At 66.3% G+C, this 20658-nt stretch carries 18 protein-coding genes and 3 pseudogenes; 8 read left to right on the top strand and 13 right to left on the bottom strand.

What is annotated here, in order from left to right:
• Positions 1 to 214: 214 nt before the first annotated feature.
• The 3 genes from ACWDKQ_RS26985 to ACWDKQ_RS26975 form a co-directional block, all read right to left on the bottom strand.
• Entirely contained in the window at positions 215 to 2650 is a 2436-nt protein-coding gene (locus ACWDKQ_RS26985; RefSeq protein WP_450141567.1) for a glycoside hydrolase family 65 protein, read from the bottom strand.
• Positions 2647 to 2916: a hypothetical protein gene (locus ACWDKQ_RS26980; protein ID WP_450141566.1), complete on the bottom strand. Its 270-nt coding sequence runs from the start codon at positions 2914 to 2916 to the stop codon at positions 2647 to 2649. The genes ACWDKQ_RS26985 and ACWDKQ_RS26980 overlap by 4 nt, the downstream gene beginning before the upstream one ends.
• Positions 2917 to 3039: 123 nt before the next feature.
• Positions 3040 to 3447: an Hsp20/alpha crystallin family protein gene (locus ACWDKQ_RS26975; protein ID WP_450141565.1), complete on the bottom strand. Its 408-nt coding sequence runs from the start codon at positions 3445 to 3447 to the stop codon at positions 3040 to 3042.
• Between the two features lie 178 nt (positions 3448 to 3625).
• On the opposite strand from ACWDKQ_RS26975, the gene ACWDKQ_RS26970 reads away from it, so the two are divergent.
• Entirely contained in the window at positions 3626 to 4621 is a 996-nt protein-coding gene (locus ACWDKQ_RS26970) for an Acg family FMN-binding oxidoreductase (RefSeq protein ID WP_450141564.1), read from the top strand.
• A gap of 203 nt (positions 4622 to 4824) precedes the next feature.
• On the opposite strand, the gene ACWDKQ_RS26965 is transcribed toward ACWDKQ_RS26970, so the two are convergent.
• The 4 genes from ACWDKQ_RS26965 to dapA form a co-directional block, all read right to left on the bottom strand.
• Entirely contained in the window at positions 4825 to 4953 is a 129-nt protein-coding gene (locus ACWDKQ_RS26965) for a hypothetical protein (protein WP_450141563.1), read from the bottom strand.
• A 96-nt stretch (positions 4954 to 5049) separates the two neighbouring features.
• Positions 5050 to 5685 carry a flavin reductase family protein gene (locus ACWDKQ_RS26960; protein WP_450141562.1) on the bottom strand — a complete coding sequence of 212 codons (636 nt, stop codon included), beginning with the start codon at positions 5683 to 5685 and terminating at the stop codon, positions 5050 to 5052.
• Entirely contained in the window at positions 5682 to 6395 is a 714-nt protein-coding gene (locus ACWDKQ_RS26955) for an RraA family protein (RefSeq protein WP_450141561.1), read from the bottom strand. Before ACWDKQ_RS26955 ends, ACWDKQ_RS26960 begins: the two co-directional genes overlap by 4 nt.
• Positions 6392 to 7288: a 4-hydroxy-tetrahydrodipicolinate synthase gene (dapA, locus tag ACWDKQ_RS26950; RefSeq protein WP_450141560.1), complete on the bottom strand. Its 897-nt coding sequence runs from the start codon at positions 7286 to 7288 to the stop codon at positions 6392 to 6394. Before dapA ends, ACWDKQ_RS26955 begins: the two co-directional genes overlap by 4 nt.
• Before the next feature lie 121 nt (positions 7289 to 7409).
• Here dapA and ACWDKQ_RS26945 point away from each other — a divergent pair, with 121 nt between their 5' ends.
• On the top strand, positions 7410 to 8294 hold the full coding sequence (locus ACWDKQ_RS26945) for a LysR family transcriptional regulator (RefSeq protein WP_450141559.1): 885 nt from the start codon (positions 7410 to 7412) through the stop codon (positions 8292 to 8294).
• Between the two features lie 20 nt (positions 8295 to 8314).
• On the opposite strand, the gene ACWDKQ_RS26940 is transcribed toward ACWDKQ_RS26945, so the two are convergent.
• From ACWDKQ_RS26940 to ACWDKQ_RS26930, 3 genes are read right to left on the bottom strand one after another with little or no spacing between them, the layout of a single operon-like run.
• The gene (locus ACWDKQ_RS26940) at positions 8315 to 9664 is read right to left on the bottom strand and encodes an MFS transporter (RefSeq protein ID WP_450141558.1); all 1350 of its coding nucleotides are present in this window, start codon (positions 9662 to 9664) and stop codon (positions 8315 to 8317) included.
• Entirely contained in the window at positions 9651 to 10553 is a 903-nt protein-coding gene (locus tag ACWDKQ_RS26935; RefSeq protein WP_450141557.1) for an amidohydrolase family protein, read from the bottom strand. The genes ACWDKQ_RS26940 and ACWDKQ_RS26935 overlap by 14 nt, the downstream gene beginning before the upstream one ends.
• Positions 10554 to 10575: 22 nt before the next feature.
• On the bottom strand, positions 10576 to 10974 hold the full coding sequence (locus tag ACWDKQ_RS26930) for a RidA family protein (protein WP_450141556.1): 399 nt from the start codon (positions 10972 to 10974) through the stop codon (positions 10576 to 10578).
• A 667-nt stretch (positions 10975 to 11641) separates the two neighbouring features.
• Here ACWDKQ_RS26930 and ACWDKQ_RS26925 point away from each other — a divergent pair.
• From ACWDKQ_RS26925 to ACWDKQ_RS26905, 5 genes and pseudogenes are all read left to right on the top strand, one after another.
• Positions 11642 to 15268, top strand: coding sequence for a nitrate reductase subunit alpha (locus ACWDKQ_RS26925; RefSeq protein ID WP_450141575.1), 3627 nt, complete (start codon positions 11642 to 11644; stop codon positions 15266 to 15268).
• Between the two features lie 17 nt (positions 15269 to 15285).
• Positions 15286 to 16830 carry a nitrate reductase subunit beta gene (gene narH / locus ACWDKQ_RS26920; RefSeq protein ID WP_450141555.1) on the top strand — a complete coding sequence of 515 codons (1545 nt, stop codon included), beginning with the start codon at positions 15286 to 15288 and terminating at the stop codon, positions 16828 to 16830.
• Positions 16827 to 17471, top strand: coding sequence for a nitrate reductase molybdenum cofactor assembly chaperone (gene narJ / locus ACWDKQ_RS26915; protein ID WP_450141554.1), 645 nt, complete (start codon positions 16827 to 16829; stop codon positions 17469 to 17471). Before narH ends, narJ begins: the two co-directional genes overlap by 4 nt.
• On the top strand, positions 17468 to 18211 hold the full coding sequence (gene narI / locus ACWDKQ_RS26910; RefSeq protein WP_450141553.1) for a respiratory nitrate reductase subunit gamma: 744 nt from the start codon (positions 17468 to 17470) through the stop codon (positions 18209 to 18211). The genes narJ and narI overlap by 4 nt, the downstream gene beginning before the upstream one ends.
• 318 nt (positions 18212 to 18529) lie before the next feature.
• A pseudogene (locus ACWDKQ_RS26905) lies at positions 18530 to 18784 on the top strand (AMP-dependent synthetase); the annotation flags it as partial.
• On the opposite strand, the gene ACWDKQ_RS26900 reads toward ACWDKQ_RS26905, so the two are convergent.
• The 3 genes and pseudogenes from ACWDKQ_RS26900 to ACWDKQ_RS26890 form a co-directional block, all read right to left on the bottom strand.
• Entirely contained in the window at positions 18757 to 19833 is a 1077-nt protein-coding gene (locus tag ACWDKQ_RS26900; RefSeq protein WP_450141552.1) for an acyltransferase family protein, read from the bottom strand. The pseudogene ACWDKQ_RS26905 and the gene ACWDKQ_RS26900 sit on opposite strands and share 28 nt — an antisense overlap.
• Before the next feature lie 128 nt (positions 19834 to 19961).
• Complete coding sequence (locus ACWDKQ_RS26895) at positions 19962 to 20255, bottom strand: SAM-dependent methyltransferase (protein WP_450141551.1); 294 nt, start codon at positions 20253 to 20255, stop codon at positions 19962 to 19964.
• A 70-nt stretch (positions 20256 to 20325) separates the two neighbouring features.
• Positions 20326 to 20400 (bottom strand): annotated as a pseudogene (locus tag ACWDKQ_RS26890) (hypothetical protein); the annotation flags it as partial.
• Between the two features lie 163 nt (positions 20401 to 20563).
• Between ACWDKQ_RS26890 and ACWDKQ_RS26885 the strand changes: the two are divergent.
• Positions 20564 to 20658, top strand: a pseudogene (locus ACWDKQ_RS26885) (superoxide dismutase); the annotation flags it as partial.

Here is a 20658-nt window from a genome sequence, read left to right as displayed (position 1 = left end):
CTCACGGGCACGCGGCCGAGCGTGACCAACCGAGCAACTCTCGCGAGGCCAGTCCTGTGTCGTCGTCCTCACACCACCCCAGTTATCTCGATGGCATCGCACTGATGGCGGCCCGGAGCACACTTGTCGCGGGTGAAGTACTCGCCACCAATTGATCGCCGCGCGTGCTGGGCGACCGGTCGTGCCGGTCGCGATTGATGGCACGAGCCTTTGCTCAGGGTACGAACGTAGTCGGGTCGGCGCCGCGTGTTGGGCGTTCGAGGGAGAATCGGGCTGTTTCGCCGGGGCCCAGGCAGACCGTTCGACAGCCGCAGGTGCAGGTGATGGGGAGCCTCTTCTTGCCCGGTGTGGTGCCGACGGTGGCGGTGCGGCCGGTGACCTTGATGGTGACGGGCTGTCCTTGGTAGTGGATGGTCAGCTCCAGCGGGCCGAGTTCGGTGGGCCACAGCGGGTTGAGGTGCAGTGCGCCGTCACGGACTTCGATGCCGGCGAAGCAGCGTTGCAGGAGGTCGATGCTGCCTGCCATGGCGGCCAGGTGGATGCCTTCGCTGGTGGTGCCGTGCTGGGTGTCGTAGATGTCGCTGGCCAGCACGTCGTCGAAAAACTCCATTGCTTGGTGTCGGCGGCTGCGGGCGAGGACCCAGGCGTGGACGACGGCGCTGAGGGTGGAACCGTGGCTGGTGCGCTGTTGGTAGTACTCGATGTTCCTCGGGATCGTCTCCGGCGGCATTGGGTAGCCGAGCCTGCCGAGGATGTCTTCGAGTTCTTCGGCCGACAGCAGGTAGAACAGCATTAGCACGTCGGCCTGCTTGGAGGCCTGGTAGCGGTTCGGGTCGTCGTTCTCGGCTTCGAGGATGCGGTCAAGACGGTGGATGTCGCCGTAGCGCTGCCGGTAGGCGTCCCAGTCGAGTTCGGCGAGCCGGTCGTAGCCGTCGAACTGGCTGATGATCCCATTGCCGTGGAACGGGACGAACATGCGTTGCGAGATCCGTTTCCAGCGGTCGATCTCGGCGTGGCGGATCTCCAGTGCGTCGACTAGTTCTCCGCGCCGTTGGTCGGGCAGCTCGCGGAGGACCTGCACGGCGGTGCAACACAGCCAGGCGGTCATGACGTTGGTGTAGGCGTTGTCGTCGATTCCCGGTCGATCCCGGCTGGGGTATGCGGTGTGGTACTCGTCCGGGCCGACAACCCCGCGGATGGTGTATCGGTCGCGGCTACGGTCGTAGTGCGTGAGGGAGGAGAAGAAGCGGGCGATCTCCAGGATGATCTCGGCACCGAAGTCGCGGAGGAATTCCTCGTCCCCGCTGGCCTGGTGGTAGTGCCACACGTTGTGGGCGATGGCGAGCCCGATGTGCCGCTGCAGGTGCGTGTGGTCGGGCAGCCAGTTGCCTGAGCGGGGATTGAGGTGCAGGCGTTGGCTTTCTTCCCGGCCGTTGCTGCCGCTCTGCCAAGGGAACATCGCACCGGAGAATCCCGCGTCGTGGGCGGCTTTCCGTGCCTGTGGCAGTCGGCGGTAGCGGTACATGAGCAGAGCACGAGCCAACTGTGGCATGCGCAGATTGAGGGTGGGCAGGACGAACAATTCGTCCCAGAAGACGTGGCCGCGGTAGGCCTCGCCATGCAACCCGCGCGCCGGCACACCGGCGTCGAGGTCGGCGGTGTTCGGCGAGACGGTCTGCAGCAGGTGGAACAGGTGAAGGTGCACGGCCTCTTGCGCACCATCGCTCATCGACAGTCCATAGCGGAAACGGTGGTGCAGGCGTGCCCACGCCAGGCTGTGCGATCGGGTCAGGTCGTCGAATCCGGCGGCGTCGCGCACGTCGTTGACGGCTTCCGTGACGGGTTCGGTGCTGGCGCGATCCAGCGAGGTGTGTAGCGAGACGATCTTCTCCACCCGGACTTCGGCTTGTTGCGCGACGTCCAACGTCCAGTCGTGGGCGATCAGGTCGTCTTGCCGGAACAGGGACTGGCCGACGTCGACGAGTTCGCCGCCCACGAACACCCGGAACCGCGCGGCTTCGGCGACGTGGATGTGGGACTGGGACGTTTGCGCGTGCAGGACGGTGATGTTCGGCGCGACTTCGGAGGTTTGGTAGTCGACGAGGTGGTGCCCGTCGAGGTCGCGGTAGCGGGCGACGCCGCAGTTGGTCACCCGCCCGTCGATGCCGCAGCGGAATGTGATCGTGCCTGACCAGTCTTCGGTGACGAGCGTGGTCTCCAGGCCGGCGAGGTGCGGTCGGGACATGTGCACGAACCGGCGTTGCACGACGCGCGTCGTCCGTGCCTGCCTGTCGCGGAAGCGCAACCGACGGACCAGGATGCCGCGTTCGAGGTCGAGTTCCTGGTCGTGGTCGAGCACTTCTACCTGCGCCAGGTCGAACCACGAGCCACCGTCGATGCGGAAGGTCAGCAGCAACCAGTTCGGCATGTTCACCAACGACTCGTTCTCCACCTCGTGACCAGCGATGGTCGTGGTGAGGCGGTTGTAGCAGCCGGCTACATAGGTGCCGGGATAGTGCACGCCGTCGGCACAGGATTCCGGTGCGGCACCGCGCGTGGCGAAGTACCCGTTGCCTAGCGTGCACAATGCCTCCCGGCGACCTTCATCACCGGGGTCGAACTCGTCGAAACCGAACAGCCAGGGATTCATGGGGTCCCCGCCAAGGACGCGAAGCGGGCGAGCAGCGCGCTCAGCGAGCGCGGCGAACCGATCGCCGCCAGTCGATCCGGCGCGGCGGGGTCGGGCCACAGCTGGACCCGGACCTGCCGACAAAGGGCGTGCACGGCGAGAACCGCGTGATGCAACGCAGCCCCGAAGCTGATCGTCAACTCCCGGAAGGCGGGATCTGTGACAGATAGCCCACTGGATCTGTCGAGCAGCAGGTGCAACGAGTTCGCCCCGCCTGCCATTGCCATCGTTGGACGTTGAACAGCGATGGCGCGCGTGCAGCAAGCGTGACGGCTACCTCCAGCACATCGCGATCGACGCCCTCGTGCATCGAGCACACCCACAGCCGCCGGGACTGCTTGCAGTGACGGTTACTTCCCGACGCGTGCGACAGGAATTTCCTTGCGCGCTTCGATTTCCCGTCGTGGCATGTTGATGGTCAGGATTCCTGCTTCGTACTCGGCCTTGATCTCTTCGGTGTTGCAGCTGGTCGGCAGCAGCAGAGTGCGACTGAAAGCGCCGTAGTGGAATTCGCTGTGCCGGTCGGTGCGTTCTTCGTGCTTGCGCTCGGCGTTGATCTTGAGCTGGTTGCCTTCGACGTTGATGTGGATGTCCTTCTCCGGGTCCACACCGGGCAGTTCGCAGCGGACCACGAACTCGCCCTTGTCGGCATAGGTCTCCAACCGCATTGCGTGCCGTTCACCGAAAGGCCACTCGGTTTCGAACATCTGGAAGATGTCGGGCAATCCCATTCCTGGCCTCGGCAACAAGCTGGTCATGATTTCCTCCAAGCGAACCTATCTCCGGCGTCTCCACTGTCGACGCAAGCGCGGTCGAGGGCTAGGGCCGGTCGACCCGTTTATCAACGGTCGGGAACGCGGTACCCACGCGACGGCGAACCGGAAACGGGTGACCTTGTCGGCTTTGCGCCAGCATTGGCCGTAGGGGGTGGGCGTGATGGCTGGAAGGGCAGTTCCGTCGCAGGAGACGGTCCGTTCGGCGCTGGCGCTGGCGTGCCGGGCGCCGTCGGTGCACAACAGCCAGCCGTGGCGGTGGAAGGTAGCCGAGCACTCGGTGCACCTCTACCTTGACAGCTCCCGGCTGCTACCGGACCTCGACCCGACCGGGCGCGAGTTGGTGATCAGCTGCGGAGCGATGCTGAACCACGTGCGCATCGCGCTCGCCGCCGAGGGATGGCAGCCCCGGGTGCACCGGCTGCCGAATCCTGCGCAACCGGATCATCTGGCGTCGATCGAATTCAGCAGGCTGGATGAGGTCGACGAGCATGTGGTGACGCTGGCTGCTGCTGCGGCGGACCGGCGCAGCGACCGGAGGCCGTTCTTGCAAGATCCGGTTCCCGGGAAGGTCCTCGTGCCCCTGCGCGAGGTCGCGCGGGTGGAGGGCTGCACGCTCACTTTCGCCTTGGACGACAGGACACGTCGGGAGTTGGAACTGGCGATCGAACACGCGGGCTCGGTGCAACGCCAGCGACCTGAGTACCGGCAGGAGCTCGCCGCCTGGGCTGGTCGGCATGCCTCCGCCGAGGGGGTGCCGGCCCGCAGCATTCCGGCCGAACACCTGCGCGGCATGCCCGAGCGAGATTTCGCCCTGGTCGCCGAGGGGGAGCTGCCCGTGCCGATCCTGGACGATGGGGCGGTGCTGGCGGTCCTGGCGACCCATGGCGACAGCTACGAGAGCTGGCTGGCTGCCGGAGAGGCGTTGAGCGCGGTGCTGCTGAGCGCGACGGAGCAAGGACTGGCGACCTGCCCGTTGAGCCAGATCGGCGAGGTCGCCGAGTCCCGCAACCAGGTGCGGGAACAGGTCCTCGGCGGAAACGGGTTTCCACAGCTGGCGATCCGGATCGGATGGCCGGTCACGCACGAGTTCCCCGGGCCGCTGACCCCTCGCCGCGCGCTGTCGGAAATCGTCGAGCAACTGTTCCCGTCGGAGTGAGTGCGGCTTTAGAGCCGGCTCCGTGCCGCCTCGAGGAGAATCTTGCGCTCGGCGACATCGACCGCGCGCATGATCTTGTTTCCCAACTTCCCTCAAGGGACTCCGGCAGCGTCAGGTAACGGCATGGGTCGACCAGGAATAAGGGCCGTTGGACCCTGCATCGACGTCCGGGATGCGCGACAGTCGACAAGCGCCTCGCAACCCTAGACCCATCGGCGGAAGATCATCAAACTGAGCACCTCTCGCGCCAGGGCCGGCACGTCCCCAGCCCGCTTCGTCCACCCGGACAGCGTCGGGATCGTGCAGAGCCACTGCGCGTTGGTGGTGTTCATCGCCAGGTCATGCCTACAAGGTCAAACGGATGTCCTTTCCGCTGATGCATTCCGCTGTCGTCGCGACGTCGACGCCCGAATGCAGCGTTCGTTCGATCACGCGTCGGCGTTGCCGTCCACCAAGGTTTTGGGCGTCTGGCCGATCGGCTGCATCCGGGTGATCTCGCCGAGGGCGGCGTAGTTCGGGCCGCCGATCCGCGCGATCGGTCGCATGGCAGCCGTGTCGATCTTGCCGTTGGTGAGGAGCGCATCGCGGACGTGGAAGGCGAGGACTTCACCGACGACGAACTCCGCCCCGGTCATGCCGTATTCGGTGGCGCTGTGGAAGCGGCACTCGAGGCTGACCGGCACATCGCGCAGGCGCGCTACGCCGATGTGGTCGGACGGCAGCGACTCCAGTTCGAGCTCCTCGACTTCGCTGATGTGGGACGGGTACTCGATCGCGCTGAGGTGCACGGCTTCGATCAGTGACTCGTCCGGGATGTTGACGACGAACTCACCGCGCGCGTGGATGTGATTTCCGGTGTCCTTGCGCGCCCCGTTCTTCCGGCCGATGTTGATCCCAATCATCGGCGGCTTGTTGGAGACGAAGGTGAAGCAGCTGAACGGAGCGAGGTTGAGCACTCCGTCGTCGGAAAGGGTGGTGATCCAAGCGATGGGGCGTGGCACGACGATGCCAGTCATCAGCTTGTAGGTGGCTTCCGGGTCCAAGCTCTCCGGCGCGATTCTCATAAGTTCCTCCTGCTCTCCCGGTACTCGGCGAGAGTCTCGGCCGATGCCGGGTAGACACCCGGAAGTGCAACACCTGCCCTGATCTTGGTCGCGATGAACTCTTCGAGACCTTCCTGCTCGACCGAAGCCTCGGCCACCTCGCGCGCCAGATCCCGGGGAATCACGACCACGCCGTCGCCGTCGCCGACCAGCACGTCACCGGGGTAGACGGCGACGTCACCGCAGCCGACCGGCACGTCCTGATCTGCCACGCGCAGGTACGCCCGGCTCACGTTCGCGGTCTTCCCCGCCGAGTAGCAGGCAAGCCCGGTCGCCGCCACCGAGGCGGCGTCGCGCACGCTGCCGTCGGTGACGAGCCCCCTCGCCCCGCGTGCCTTGAGCCGTTCGACGAGAAGATCCCCTCCGGTCGCGGTCCGTGACTGGCCGCGCGCGTCGATCACCAACACCGCGCCCGCCGGGGTCGCTTCGACGACGTCGAACAGCGACAGCCCGGCAACCACCTTGGAGCCGGGCCACAGGCCCTCTTGGTCTTCCCGAGAGGGGATGCACCGCATGGTCCACGCGACACCGACCATCCGCATCGAGGAGTCCAACGGTGCCGCGCCGGTGATGAACTGGTCGCGCAGGCCGCGGTTGAGCAGTTGGCTGGCGATGGTCGCGGTGCTGACGCCGGAGAGGAGGTTCTCGACCTCCGACTCGAGCGCCCTCACAACAGGCCCCAGGTCTTGGCCGCGGCGCGCACTCGCTGCTGGCCTGCCTCCGACAGCGGCGCCATCGGCGCGCGGAGCGTCGGGCTGATCATGCCTGACTGCCCCAGCAGCCATTTCACCGCCGTGGGGTTGGTCTCGGTGAGCACCACGTCGTTGAGATCGAGCAGTCGGTAGTGCAGCTTGCGGGCCTCGTCCCAGTCGCCTCCGGCGTAGGCGTCGTACATGCGCGCTATCTCGCGCGGAACCAGGTTCGCTGTGACGCTGATGAACCCGGCACCGCCGATCGCCAGCAGCGGGAAGCACAGCGCTTCGAGCCCGGAGAACAACAGGAATTCCGGGCCCGTCTCGCGCAGCACGAAGTTGGCGTGCGCGAAATCGGGGCTGGCTTCTTTCATCCCGATCACTTGCGGAACGTCACGCCACAAGCGACCGACGGTCTCGGGTGAGATTTCCACACCGGTTCGGGAGGGGATGTTGTAGACCAGCAGCGGGATGTCCACGGCTTCGGCCAATCGGCTGTACCAGGCGTAGAGGCCGTCCTGCGTCGGCTTCGCGTAGTAGGGCACGATCACGAGCGCCGCATCCGCCCCGACCTCCTTCGCCTTCTTGGTGATGGCGATGGTCTCCGCCAGCTGGTGGGTGCCGGTCCCCGGTACGAACGGCAGTCTTCCGTCGACCGTTTCAGCGGCAACCTCGATCATCTGCAGGCGTTCGTCGAGGTTGAGCGCACCGGGCTCGCCCGTGGTCCCGGTGATCGAGATTCCGTGGCTGCCCGCGCCTACGTGGTGCTCGACTAGCTTCCGGAAGGTGGGAAAGTCCACCGATCCATCAGCGTCGAACGGGGTGACCAGCGGGACGATCGAGCCATGAAGTTTCGGGGGTGCGTCGGTCATCGAGAGGTACCTCTCCGTAGTTGCGAATTCCGTTGAAGCGACGTTATGGCCGCAGCGAGATGCCACTCAAGACAATTGCCGACGACATTGATAAAGTTCATGCATGAATGTGGATATGGCGTTGCTGCGTTCGTTCGTCGTGCTCGCGGAGGAACTGCACTTCGCCACGGCCGCCGAACGCCTCTACATCGAGCAGCCCGCCCTCAGCCAGCGCATCAAGCGACTCGAGCGGCGGATCGGCGTGGAGCTGTTCATTCGCGACACCCGAAACGTGCGGCTGACTCCGGCAGGATCGGGTTTCCTCGCGGATGTTCTGGACGTGCTCGAACGCTACGACGACGCCGTCGTCCGGGCTCGCGAGGTGGAAGCGGGCAGTCGCGGGACGGTCCGCGTGGCCTACACGCTCAGCATCGGGTACGAAACGTTGCCGGTGCTGTTCAGCACCGTCCAGGAGCGATTGCCGAGCCTGTCCTTCGAAGCCATCGAGATGTGGGAGAACGACGTTCTCGACGCGATCCGGCGTCGCACCTGGGATGTCGGGCTCGTCCGCTACAACCCGGATGACCCGGAGATCGTGTCGGTGCTCGTTCGCAACGAGCCGCTGATCCTCGCTGTCCCCAGCGGGCACCCTCTGGCGGGCCGCGACAGCGTGCGGATGGCCGAACTCTCGGGCGAACGATTCGTCATCACGCCGTCGAACCTCGCGCCGGGCTACCAGGGATTGATCGAGAACGTCTTCACGACAGCGGGATTCTCACCGCAGACCGTGCACAACCCGGTACCGGGTAGCCGCGTCATGGCAGTGCTGCGCCGGGAGAAGTCGGTCGCCCTGCTGCCGGCCTCGGCGCAGCTGGTGCACCCGGAAGGCGTTGCGGACTTCGTCCCGATCGCCGACGAGTTCGCGAAGCTCCCGGTTCGGTTGCTGCATCGCGAGAACCCGCCGCCCGCGGTCCGCCTCCTCATCGAGACAGTGCAACAGGCCGCTCGCGAACAGCGGTGGCTGTGAGCAAGCGACCTGTTGGTGATTCACTGTCGGGCTTCGAGCGCGCCGCGCGTCTCCTTCGACCTGGCGACCAGCCAGAGGAACAGCACACCCACGACCAGACTGATGGTGATCAGCACCGGCACGATCTCGCCAGCATCACTACTCACGGCCGTCACCAGCGAAGGCATCATCCCGCTGAGGCCGTAGCCCACGTTCCAGGCGAACGCGGTCCCGCTCGAGCGGAGCTCGGTGGGGAACAGCTCGTTGAGGAAGATGATCAGTGGTGCGCTGATCGCGCCGGAGGCCATCACCATGACGGCGCTGCAGCCCAGCAGCGCGACCGCGCTCGGGCTCGTGAGCGAGTCCATCACCGCGTAGAGCCCCGGGATCAGCACGAGGCACGCCACTCCCGCGCCGAGGAACAGCTTCTTGCGCCCGACCCGCTGGCTCAGGTGCCCGCACAGGACCGCCACCACCGCCGATCCGACCACGTTGATGATGACGAACGAGCTCGTCTCCTGTTGGGAAAGCTGGAACGCGTTCTTGTACACAGTCGGAAGGATGCCCGTGGTGAGGTAGTAGGGCGCCGACGCGGTGAACACGATCGCGGCGGCGGTCAGCGTCTGCGCCCGCCACCGCGGCGTGAACAGAACTCGCGCGGGCTGCTTGGTTTCCTTCGGTTCCGCGGCCAGCCTGGTCTGCCGTTGGGTCCACAGCGGAGACTCCTCGGTCCGCCGCAGGACGAGGTGGTTCAGCACTGAACCCAGCAGACCGGCCACGAACAGCACCCGCCAGCCCCAGGAAGCGAAGCCGTCCGCCCCGGCCATCGCGGTGACGGCGAGCACCAGCACGTTGATGATCACCACCGCCAGGCTCGCGCCACCGCCCTTGATCAGGCCGGCAGTCATTCCGCGGAAGCGTTCCGGGACGCTCTCCGTCGCGATGGTGTGCGTGGACGCACTGATGCCACCCACGAATAATCCTTGGATCACGCGGAGGATCAGCAGCGCCACGGGCGCGATAAATCCGATCGTCGCGATTCCCGGCAACACGCCCATCAGCGCGGTGGAGATCCCGGCACCGAGGACGGCGATGGACATGGCCCGCCGCCGGCCCGTCCGGTCGGCGAGCGAGCCGAACACGAGACCGCCCAACGGTCGCACGACAAGGCTCACCGCGAAGGCCGCGTAGGTCGCGGCCAACGCGAGCATGGGGTTCAACGACGGGAAGAACGCCTTGGAGACGTGTGACGCGACGTGCAAGATGACCATCAGGTCGAACATGTCGACCGTCCATCCCAGCACGGCGACCGAAATGACCTTCACGTCTGCACGAGTTAGTTTCGCGCGTGCGTCCGCACCCGCGGCCACGGCGGTGTCATGCCCGCTCATCTGCGCCACCTCTGCTTCCTTCACCGAAGCCGAACAACTCCTGGGGATTGGTCACGAGGATCTGCCGCCGGGTCTCCTCATCGGGTGCGTACCGGGCCAGCAGGTCCATCAGTGCACCGTCGTTGGGGATCGGCCCCTCGTGCAGGGGGTGCGGCCAGTCGGTCGCCCAGACAACCCGTGACGGTGCGTGCTGGATGTAGGACCGCGCGTACTCCGCCGCATCGTTCCAGGGGTATCCGGCGAGCGACCGGCGGTCCCCGTTGGACAACATCACCCACCAGTTCCCCCGCGTGAGCAGCTCCAGCACGTGGCGAAAGTGCGGGTCAGCTTGGCCGTGACGATACTGCAACGGCCCCATGTGGTCGATCACGACGTCCGCCTCGACGTCGTCGAGCAGCGGCGTGACCTCTCGCGGATCGAGGCCGTTCATGTGCAACTTTAGATGCCAGCCGAGTGGGACGACCCGGTCCGCAGTGCGCTTGACGTCTTCAGGGGTCGGCATCCGGTTCTTCAGCTTGGGATGGAAGTTGAACCGCGCCGAACGGATACCTGCTTCGTGCATCTGCGCGAGCTCTCGGTCGCTCACCGAGTTGTTCACCACCCCGCACCCGCGGTAGTTGTCACCCGCGATCTTCAGCGCTTCGATGAGAGCGCTGTGATCGGTACCGTATGCCGTGGACTGAACGATGACCCCGCGCTCGATGCCGAGCTTCTTGTGCATGTCCAGCATGGCTTCGACGGTCGCGTCGAGTACGACGTATGCGGCGTCGGGACGAACGGGAAAACGAACCGCGTCGCCGAAGATGTGCGTCTGACTGTCGCAGGCACCGGCCGGACACGGATTTTCCGGTTCCCGAGTCTCAGGATCGAAATGGGAGTAGTCAGGCATGTTGCCTCCCGCGTCGGCGCGATCAGGACGCGCTGTCGAATACGGCGATGACTTCGCATTGCACGAGAATGTGCGGCTTGGTAGTGCCGAGCGTGAGTTGTCGCGCGGGGCGGTTCGCGCCATCGGGGAACAGCTCGCACCACTGGCGGTTGAGCTCGGCGCGATCGTCCGAGCGAGCAAGGCGCACCGACGCCTTCGCGATATCGTCGAGACTCCCGCCTCCTGCCACGAGAACCTCGCGGACGCGGGAGAACATCGTGGCGCACTGCTCAGCGAACTCTTCGGGAAAAGTGGCTGGATCGCCGCCGGAGCCGCCACCGTGGATAGCCCCCGAGAACAGCAGGTTGCCGAGCCGACATGCCGCAGGAATCGGGTTCTCGTGCGCGAACCCGTCGAGAAATATGCTGTGCCTACGGGCCACGGTGGACTCCCTTGTCCGAGCTGGATGAACTCTTGAGCAGACGCTAAGGAGCCCGCGAGCCTCTCTTCAAATCACACCGGAACTCCTTTGATGCATCCTGTGCATGAATCTGCGCTCGCCGCACCGACCGGTTCACATCACCGCACACGCGAGGCGGCGGACAACCGCGCTGTCCCGCCCAGTCGATGGCCTCTAATCAGTCTCCCGCCGTTGGTCGCCGGGGCGCTGTTCGGCTGGTGGGCGCCGACGCTGGCTGGCTTTTTGCCACGGCCTCGACCGATGTTCGGCCACCGGCGCACATACCCAGCTGACCGACCCGCGTGATGGACGCGCCCTGCACCTGCTCGGCTGCTACCACCCCCCGCCAATGCAACATCAACACAGGCACCCTCAGCCACGCCATGCTCCGCACGGTCCTGCACGACGCCGCTCGGCTCGCCGGGCTGTCACAGCCCCGGCTGCAGAGGTAGATAGCTCGGGCTTCGTCCAGTCAACGGCACGCTCCGGCACACCGATGCATCCAGGCGTGTGGCGTCTCAACCTGCCGTGATTGCCCCGCCTGCGAGAGGGGACCGGGTGCGCGACACTGCGGCAGGCACATCGGAGACTCGTCGGCGGGAGGCGAGCAGCGGTGACAGACAGCTCGGAGGACGCTGCCGACCGCATCATGCGGTGGGCCCAGTTCTTCTTTCCGGGCCAGCAGTCACCGGATCGGCATTCCCTCTCGCGTACGGGTGGGCGGGGCGCTGAGGAGTTCTACCGGGAGCGGTGGCGTCACGACCGCGTGGTGCGTTCTACCCATGGGGTGAACTGCACCGGCTCGTGTTCGTGGCAGGTGTTCGTCAAGGACGGCATCATCACCTGGGAGACCCAGCACACCGATTACCCTTTGGTGGGGCCGGATTCGCCGGAGTACGAGCCTCGTGGTTGTCCGCGAGGGGCGTCGTTCTCCTGGTACACCTACTCGCCCACCAGGATTCGCTATCCGTACGTGCGGGGCCTGCTGTTGCAGTCGTGGCGCGACGCCCGAGTCAAGCACCAGGATCCCGTCGCAGCATGGTCCTCCATTGTGGATGATCCGCCGGTGGTGGCGGAGTACAAGCGGGCACGTGGCAAAGGTGGCTTCGTCCGGTCGACATGGGACGAGGTCGTGGAGCTGATCGCCGCGGCGCAGGTGCACACGATCAAACGGTACGGCCCGGACCGGGTCGTCGGGTTCTCCCCGATTCCGGCGATGTCGATGACCTCCTATGCGGTGGGCACGCGGTTTCTGTCGTTGATCGGTGCGACGATCTCGTCGTTTTATGACTGGTATGCGGATCTGCCGGTGGCTTCGCCGCAGGTGTTCGGCGATCAGACCGATGTGCCGGAGTCGGCGGATTGGTTCAACGCCGCCTATTTGATCGTGTGGGGGACGAACCTGCCGATCACGCGTACGCCGGACGCGCATTTCATGACCGAGGCGCGCTATCGGGGGCAGAAGGTGGTCGTGGTCTCTCCGGATTATGGGGATCACACGAAGTTCGCGGACGACTGGTTGGCCGCCGCGCCTGGCACGGATGGTGCGCTGGCGATGGCCATGGGGCATGTGATCCTCACCGAGTTCTACGTCAACCGGCAGGTGCCCCGATTCCTGGAGTACGCGACGACCTACACCGATCTGCCGTTTCTGGTCACGCTGCGCGAGCGGGAGGGCGGGTTCGTTCCGGATAAGTTCCTCACTGCCGCCGACCTGGGGCAGCGCGTCGAGGCTGCCGAGTTCAAGGCGGTGGTGCTGGATGCGTCCAGCGGCGAACCGGCCGTGCCCAACGGCTCGCTCGGGTTCCGCTGGAGTGAATCCGGCCAAGGCCGCTGGAACCTCAAGCTCGATGGCATCGACCCCGTGCTCAGCCTGCACGGTCGGGCCGGCACCGAAGCCGTGGCAGTTGACCTGCCCCGCTTCGACGAAGGCGGTGGCGTGCTGCGCCGGGGTGTCCCGGCTACCCGCATCGCCGGGCACCTGGTGACCACGGTGTTCGACTTGCTGCTGGGCCAGTACGGTGTCGCTCGCGAGGGGCTGCCGGGGGTGTGGCCGAGCGGTTACGAGGACGCGTCGGTGCCCTGCACGCCGGCGTGGCAGGAGCCGATCACCTCGGTCCCTGCCGCTGCTGTGGCGCGCGTGGCGCGGGAGTTCGCCCGCAACGCCGAACGCACCGGCGGCCGGTCGATGATCGCGATGGGCGCCGGCACGAACCACTGGTTCCACTCCGATCAGATCTATCGCAGCTTCCTGGCGCTGCTGCTGCTCACCGGGTGTCAGGGCGTCAACGGCGGTGGGTGGGCGCACTACGTCGGGCAGGAGAAGGTGCGCCCGCTGACCGGCTGGTCCCATCTGGCGTTCGCCGCGGACTGGCAGCGGCCGGCCCGGCACATGGCGGGCACGCCGCTGTGGTGGCTGGCCACGGATCAGTGGCGCTACGAGACGTCCCGCGTCGACGCGCTGACCAACCCCCTGGGACCGGGACGGCTTGCCGGATGGACCGCGCCGGACTGCAACGCGCTGGCCGCCCGGTTGGGGTGGATGCCCTCGCACCCGGCGTTCAACCGCAATCCTCTTGATCTTTGCGACGAGGCCGAGAAGGCCGGTGCGGATGTGGCTGATCATGTTGTGGCGCAGTTGCGCAGCGGGGCATTGCGGTTCGCCGCCGAGGACCCGGACGATCCGGCGAACTTCCCGCGGGTGCTGATGGTGTGGCGGGCGAACCTGTTCGCCTCGTCGATGAAAGGCCACGAGTACCTGCTGCGGCACCTGCTGGGCACCGACGACGCGGTCACCGCGGACGAGACCCCACCCGCGCTGCGACCGAGCCAGGTCACCTGGCGGGAACCGGCGCCGGTGGGCAAGCTCGACCTGTCGGTGGCCATGGACTTCCGGATGACCAGCACATGCCTGTTCTCCGACGTGGTGCTGCCCGCCGCCACCTGGTACGAGAAGCACGACCTGTCCTCCACCGACATGCACCCGTTCGTGCACGCGTTCAACCCGGCCATCGCGCCACCGTGGCAGGCCCGCACCGACTTCGACGCCTTCCAGACGATCGCGCGGGAGTTCTCCCGGCTGGCCTCAACTCACCTGGGCGTGCGGCGGGACGTCGTCGCGGCGCCTCTGGCTCACGACACGTCAGACGAGCTGGCCCAGCCACGCGGCAGGGTGGCGGATTGGAAGACCGGCGACTGCGAGCCCGTGCCGGGCACGACGATGCCAAAGCTCATTGTGGTCGAGCGAGATTATGCGGCCGTGGCGGAGAAAATGGCCGCTATCGGGCCGCTGCTGGACACGCTGGGCACCAGTACCAAGGGCGTGACGTGGGTGCCGGAAGAGGAGATCGACCACCTGCGCCGCAGCAACGGCACCGTGCGCGGCGGTATCGCGGACGGACGGCCCTCGATCGCACGGGATGACCAGTTCTGCGAGGCGATCCTGGCACTGTCCGGCACGACCAACGGCCGACTGGCCGTCGAGGGGTTTCGGGCGCTGGAACGCCAGACCGGCGTGGACCTCGCCGATCTGGCGGCCGAGCGGGCGGGTGACCGGGTCACCTTCGCCGACACCCAAACCCAGCCGCGCAGGGTGATCACCTCGCCGGAATGGTCCGGTGTGGAAAGCGAGGGCCGCCGCTACTCGCCATTCACGATCAATGTGGAGCGGCTGACACCGTGGCACACCCTCACCGGCCGGCAGCACTTCTTCCTCGACCACGACTGGATGGCGGAGTTCGGCGAGCAGCTTCCGACGTACCGGCCGCCGCTGAACGCTCTCGCTCACGTCACCCAACCTTCTCAAGTGGACGGTCAGCCTGTCTTGGTGGTGCGGTATCTGACGCCGCATTCGAAGTGGTCGATTCACTCCGAATTCCAGGAGAATCTGCATATCCTGACGTTGTTTCGTGGTGGTCCGGTGATCTGGATGAGCCCCGCCGACGCGGACAAGATCGGGGTCGGCGACAACGACTGGATCGAGGCGTCCAACCGCAACGGTGTCGTGGCCTGCCGGGCCGTGGTCACGCACCGGATGCCGGAGGGCACCGTGTTCATGTACCACACCATGGACCGGCACCTGAACGTCCCCAGAATCGAGAAATCCGGGCGTCACGGCGGCGGTGACAACTCGTTGACGCGGTTGCTGATCAAACCGACCCATCTCATCGGCGGCTACGCCCAGCTCAGCTACGCCTTCAACTACCTCGGCCCCACGGGTCATCAGCGGGACGAGATCACCGTGATTCGTCGCCGCAGCCAACAAGTCCGGTTCTAGGCGCAGGGAGCGAACCGATGCGGGTGATGGCTCAAGTCGCGATGGTGATGAACCTGGACAAGTGCATCGGGTGCCACACCTGCTCGGTGACCTGCAAGCAGACGTGGACCAACCGGCCCGGCGCGGAATACGTGTGGTTCAACAACGTCGAAACCAAACCCGGCACCGGCTACCCCCACCGCTACGAGGATCAACGGCGGTGGAACGGGGGCTGGCGGCTGAACCGGCACGGCAAGCTGACACTCGCCGCTGGCGGCCGACTCCGCAAACTGCTGACCTTGTTCTACAACCCCGACCTCCCGTCGCTGGACGACTTCTACGAGCCCTTCACTTACGACTACACCCATCTCACCACCGCCCCGCTCTCGGATTCCTTTCCCAGCGCCCGGCCGACATCGCAGCTCACCGGGCGCGACATGGCACCGTCCTACGGCCCGAACTGGGACGACGACCTCGCGGGCTCGACGGAGTACGCCACCGCGGACCCCAACCTGGAGGGAATGTCCGAGCAGGTACGGCTGTCGTTCGAGAAGGCGTTCATGTTCTACCTGCCGCGCATCTGCGAGCACTGCCTCAATCCCAGCTGCGTGGCATCCTGTCCGTCCGGGGCGATGTACAAGCGCGAAGAGGACGGCATTGTCCTGGTCGATCAGGACCGCTGCCGGGGCTGGCGGTTCTGTGTCTCGGGCTGCCCGTACAAGAAGGTGTACTTCAACCACCGCACCGGCAAAGCCGAGAAATGCACCTTCTGCTACCCACGCATCGAAGGCGGCCAGCCCACCATCTGCTCGGAAACATGCGTGGGCCGGCTGCGTCATCTCGGCGTGCTGCTCTACGACGCCGATGCGGTCCACGCCGCAGCGTCCACACCGGACGAACAGGAACTCTACGAAGCGCACCTGTCGGTCTTCCTCGACCCACACGATCCGGAGGTGCAGGCCGAGGCGGAGCGCGCCGGCATCGCCCACGACTGGATCGACGCCGCCCAACGCTCCCCGGTGTATGCGCTGATCAAGCGCCACCGGGTCGCGTTGCCGCTGCATCCGGAGTACCGCACGCTGCCGATGGTCTGGTACATCCCACCGCTGTCGCCGGTCACCGACGCCGTCCACGCGGCAGGCTACGACGACGCCGACCCCGACCGCGTGTTCGCAGCCATCGACTCCCTACGTATTCCCTTGTCCTATTTGGCGAACCTGTTCACCGCGGGAGACACCACGGTGATCGCCGGTGTTCTGCGGAAACTCGCCGCGATGCGGATCCACATGCGCGGGAACCAACTGGGCGACGCCGCCGACGAAGGACTTCTGGCCGCAGTCGGGAGCACTGCCGAAGAAATGGACGACCTCTACCGGCTGCTGGCCATCGCGAAATACGACGAGCGCTACGTCATTCCGCGCGTGCATGCCGAAGACACCGGGGCACAGATGGCCCAGCACTGCCCGGTCGGTGAGGCCGGCGGCGGAAGCCAGTTCCGCGACAGCGACGGGCGGAGGCGGTTCAACCTCCTCGGCTACAGCGGCGGTCCCGTGCCCGGCCTGTTCGGCGAGGAGGACCGATGAGACGCGCATCATCGGCTACGGCTAAGGGCACGGCCCTGCTGTACAAGGTGACTTCGATCCTGCTGCAACACCCCGACAAACCCGTCTGGGCCGCCCTCCACGACATCTCGGCTGCGACGCCCGCGATCAGGGATGCCGCGGCGAGGCGCCACATCGAATGCTTCCTCAACTGGATCACCACCACGCCCGCCATCGAGGTCGCGTCCCACTACGTCGCCACTTTCGACCACACTTCCCGGCGCGCCCTGCACCTCACCTACTACCGCCACGGCGACACCCGCGCCCGCGGCATGGCCCTGCTGGCACTCAAACACACCTACCGCGCCGCCGGATACGAACCACCTCCCGGCGAACTGCCCGACTACCTGCCGCTGATGCTGGAATTCGCCGCTCTCGCGCCGGAGGGCGGCCGCCGGGTCCTCATCCAATGCCAGGCCGGCTTCGAACTGCTCCGCCAGGCACTGCACGACTCACACACCCCGTACGGGCTGCTCATGAACGCGATCCGCACCCAGCTACCGGCGATGCGCCGGCGAGACCGCGACGACCTGCGTGCACTGGCCCACACCAGGACACCGACCGAGAACGTCGGACTCGAACCGTTCGCACCACCCGAATTCCTCACCGGAGAACACCAATGAGCCCATGGGACCTGGGGTGGTGGGTCATCCTGCCCTACCTCGCGCTGGTCACCTTCGTCGTCGGCCACATCTGGCGGTGGCGCTACGACCAGTTCGGCTGGACCAGCCGCTCCACCCAACTCCAAGAACGCCGGCTGCTGAAATGGGGCAACCCGCTGTTCCACTACGCGACTTTCGCCGCGATCGCCGGCCACGTGCTCGGCATCCTCATCCCGAAATCGTGGGTCGACGCGCTCGGAATACCCGAAAGCACCTACCGGTGGTTTTCCGCCGCCGGCGGGACCATCGCCGCCCTCGCGCTGATCGTGGGGATCGCCGTGCTGGCCGCCCGCCGACTGCTCGTCGCCCGCGTCCGCACCACCACCAGCCCCGTCGACTGGGTCGCGCTCATACTGCTCGCCATCGTGATCGTGCTCGGCATCATCCCCACCATGGGGATCAACCTCTTCGGCCCCGGCTACGATTACCGCACCACCGTCGCCCTCTGGTTCCGGGGACTGTTCGTCGGCGCGCCGGACGTCGCCGCCATCGCAGGCGCTCCGCTGATCTATCAGATTCACGCTACGGCGGCCTGGCTCATCCTCGGCATCTGGCCGTTCACCCGTCTCGTGCACGCCTGGAGCGTCCCCCTGTGGTACCTCTGGCGGCCCTACCTCGTCTACCGCAGCCGCCAAGCCACCCACCCAGTCGAGCCCGGCACCAGCGGGCGACGCTGGCGCCGCATCGGCACCCGCTACTGACCCGAACCGACACACCGCCGAGCTGTGTTCCCCGCTGGGGTGCCCGACAGGGACGACACCTGCAAGATGCTCTTCATCAACGGAATCGCCGATGCGCTGGTGCCGGTCGAGGACAGTCTCGTCTTTTCGGGCGCCGCGACACGCTGGTGGTGATGGCGGAAGGCGAAACGCACTGCGTGGTCACCAAATGGGCCGACACGATCGCCCTGATCACCGGCTGGCTCGCTCGCGAGGTCGCCTGATGGTCGGCTGATCGACTGCGAAGACGACACTGCGAGTCACAGCCGAATCGAGTTCAGGGAGGAACTCCCATGATCACTGCCGCCACCCAGGTGTCGCCCCCTCCCGGGCGTGCCAGTCGCGCTCGTCGACCCCGCCACCGGGACTCGGATGGCAGGCGTCGGGGAGGGCGAGATATGCCTGGACCTGGCTCAGCGCCCGGTGAACTTCATGCGCGGATACCTGGACGACGAAGCGCGCAATGCCGAGGCCACGCACGACGGGCTCTATCACACCGGCGATGTCGCGACCGTCGACGAACGCGGCTACATCACGTTCGTCGGCCGCACGGACTCCTCGCTAGATCGGGTGCGGCTGCGGGTGGCGAGACCGTCGTAGGCGCGCATCAGGAATTTGTGCGTCGGGCGCTCGACGGCGCGGGTCAGGGCCCAGCCCAGCGCCGTGCCGGTAATCAGCATCGCGGCCGTCTGCAGGAGGGGGTCGACGCCGATCTCGTCGAGCTTCTTCATGACGATGTAGCCGATCGTCTGGTGCACTAGGAACACGCCGTAGGAAATCCCCGCGAACCATCGGATCCCCCCGGCCAGCCACTCCGGGAAGATCTGATTCCAGTCCGGCCCGAAGGCCGTCAGCGCGACCACAACCATGCCGATGCACACCGCGACCGTCGAGCCCCAGTCGGCGATCAGGCCTTCCGGCGTCTCGGTGTAGTTGTGCAACGCCTGGCCGAGCATGCAGGCCGCCAGCATCGCCGCGAAGTGCAGGAGGCCGATGCGCCGGGTCGACCACAGCCAGATCGCCACCCCGGCGACGAACAGATGCCAGCGGTGCACGCCGATGCCGTCGACGATCGTGCGGTAGAGCTCCGACTTGTCGGCCACCCGCACCGGCCACTGCGCGATCGGCACCAGCACCGCCGCCCACAGCACCACGATGATCCGCCGCCCGTGGCCCCACCTGGTGCGGAACAGCAACGCGGCCGCAGTGAAGCCCATCAGCTGCAGCGGCACCGTCCAATGTGAGCCGTCGATGAACCAGTAGTCCGCCGGCTTCCAGTTCCACAGCATCAGCAGGTTCCACCACAGGTCGTTGAGGCTCGGGTAGAACCAGCTTTCGACCGCCGCCCAGCACATCACCGCGAAGATCACCACGACCGCGCCGACGAACGGCGGGAACAACCTGGCCATGCGTCCCCACCAATAACGCAGCACGGTGCCGCGGCCGATGGTGACGCAGGCGAAGTACGCCGAGATCACCAGTAGCAGGCTGGCGCCGACCTGGTAGGGGAAGACGACGTTGCGCGGCGTCATCTCGGGGTGCAGGTAGGTGCTGAGGAAGGTGGAGTGGTAGCACATCACGAGCAGGACGCAACTGGTTCGCACGACGTCCCAGCTGATCTTGCGTTTACGCCGGCCCGAGGCTTGGGTTGCACGCGTAGCGGTTATCTCGGGCACACCCGTCACCGTACCAGGCTATTTGTCGGATTAATTCCCTATTGCAGCGGGTTTGATCAGCGCAAACAGCGTATTTCGTTGGCCTGTTCGGTCGATGTCGAGTTGCTCACGGTCTCCGCGCCACAGCGGAATAACCGAGCGGGGTGGGCGGCTGCAAGTCCAGGTCGCCGTGCTCGGGCCGCCACTGAGCGATCGGCACGACCCCCAGGTCGACCACGTCGAGGCCGTCCAGCAGGGATTCCCGTCGGGATGCCGCAGCCGACGTCGGGGAATTGCCGCACGCCCGCGGCCAGGCCCATCCGGATCGCCCGGTGCAGGCAGGCGCGGTTGGCCAGCGCGTGCAGCCGCATGTCCGGGGCCACCGACAAGACCCCGCCGGGCCAGTTCGCGGTCCGAGGCGAAGTTGCAGCCGCCGCCCAGGAAGTAGTCATAGACCCTGGCGCCGCTCGGGCGGTCCGGGTCGAGGTCCTGCGGGAGCTGGGCGTGGTCCGACATGGGGCCTCCGGGTAACCATTCAGGCAGCGCAGAGTAGTCGCCCGAACACCGGTCGAACAGCGTGAAACGTGAGTGAGGACACCCCGAACGTGTCCTTGACCTTTAGCGCGCTTGAGGTTTGAGACTTTCGGCGAACGCAAGATCAGTGAAGGGGAAGAGACCGATGGCGCAGTACGTGTTGCCGGAGTTGGACTACGACTACGCGGCGTTGGAGCCGGCGATCGCCGGTGAGATCAACGAGCTGCACCACAGCAAGCA

Source organism: Saccharopolyspora sp. NPDC000995 (genome assembly GCF_053599315.1).
Note: the sequence above shows the minus strand (reverse complement) of the source record. Positions and strands in the feature narration are given on the sequence as shown.